General features: G+C 37.0%; 2 protein-coding genes. Both read left to right on the top strand.

Annotated features, from left to right (window positions below; genetic code table 11):
- Positions 1-202: 202 nt before the first annotated feature.
- Positions 203-556 (top strand): hypothetical protein, encoded by a 354-nt coding sequence (locus K6Y31_RS21985; RefSeq protein WP_233055169.1) that lies wholly within the window; start codon positions 203-205, stop codon positions 554-556.
- 124 nt (positions 557-680) lie between these two features.
- Complete coding sequence (locus tag K6Y31_RS21980) at positions 681-1,247, top strand: inner membrane-spanning protein YciB (protein WP_233055168.1); 567 nt, start codon at positions 681-683, stop codon at positions 1,245-1,247.
- Positions 1,248-1,396 lie beyond the last annotated feature (149 nt).

Below are 1,396 nucleotides of genomic sequence, written 5' to 3'. Positions count from 1 at the left end.
CAAAACCAGCCTCAAACGCCTCATAAAAAACGCCAACTCAAGATAATCTTCATTCCAGCAGAAAAAGACTAAACAATTGAGTCAAAACAAGAACTCAGCTATGGTTTGGTGCATCATAAAAATATATCTTAAAACGAGTAATTCTACAGGCTCGTTAGGCGGAAGGTCGAAAACGTAATATCTAGCAAAGGAGTGTGTTCGTATGAAAATTGAAGAAAAATCAGATACTGAAATTTTAGATATAGTAGATCCGATATTTGACGAGATTATCGAAGGTTGCAGAGCAAAAGACTGGAATAGATATTCTCAATTTTTTACAGATGAAGATCGAGAAGACCCTGATCACAAAGTGGACATATTAGATCAATGGGAAAATAACCCAGTATTGGTTTCAATAGGAAAAGAAAAGCAGTTTCTCAGTATTCTTCGTAGAGAGAATGAGGTTGTTGTAGTTTGGAAGGTTGGTAGTACAACAGTAAATGGTGATTTTATGTTGTCACTTCAATTAACGCTTATAGATTCAAAAATTAGCCTGACAGGCGTAGGGTTGCATTGATAGAATTGCCTAACAAGTGCCTGCATAGGACAAAGTACACTTGGCACCTTTTGTGAAAAAACACTCACAAAAGCCGCCAATTGCACTTTGCCCATGAGGCAGACGTTAGGGGGAACTCCGTAATATGAACATTATTAATCAATATTTAAATAAACATATATTTTATGAAATTGCACCAATAGTCATCTTTTTCGTAGCTAGCAAAGTTTGGGGGATAACACCTGCTATCTATGCAATTATTGTCTCTACAGTTTTGTTTTCAGCTTTTGAGTTTTATAAACATCGGAAAATACCAGTGCTTCCTTTTATTACTTTGATTTTAGTGGCATCTTTAGGAGGCGCAACAATCGCTTTTGAGAACGAGGTGTTTATAAAAATTAAAACTTCAATTGGCTTTGGAGTGTTTGGTTTAATACTCTTTATCAGCCAAAGATTTGGTAAGAGTGTATTAAAAAGAGCGTTGGAAGGGCAAATTTATTTATCTGAAGAAGGCTGGAGTTTGTTAACAAATAACTGGTCTGGGCTTTCTTTACTATTTGCAATTATGAATGAATGTGTTTGGAGAACTCAAAGCACAGAATTATGGGTTACATTTACAACATTTTTATCATTCTTTTCAATTTTTGGGTTTATGTATTTTACGAAATCAATCGCTTCAAAATATTGGCTTGAACCAAAGCAAACCCCCTAACAGATAAGAATAGGTGTCGCGCAGCCGACACCCTATATTCAAGTGTGTGCGCCGAGCATGGCGTTGATCTAGGAGGTGAAAGTCCTCTACGGGCTCAATCGAGAGAGAACCGTTAGCCTATGCAAGGGTGTTCACCGCGAGGTGAAATC

The sequence above is a fragment of the Motilimonas cestriensis genome (assembly GCF_021295315.1).
Lineage (GTDB): Bacteria > Pseudomonadota > Gammaproteobacteria > Enterobacterales > CBDFNC01 > Motilimonas > Motilimonas cestriensis.
The sequence above is the reverse complement of the archived record's forward strand: the minus strand, read 5'-3'. Positions and strand labels throughout refer to the sequence as shown.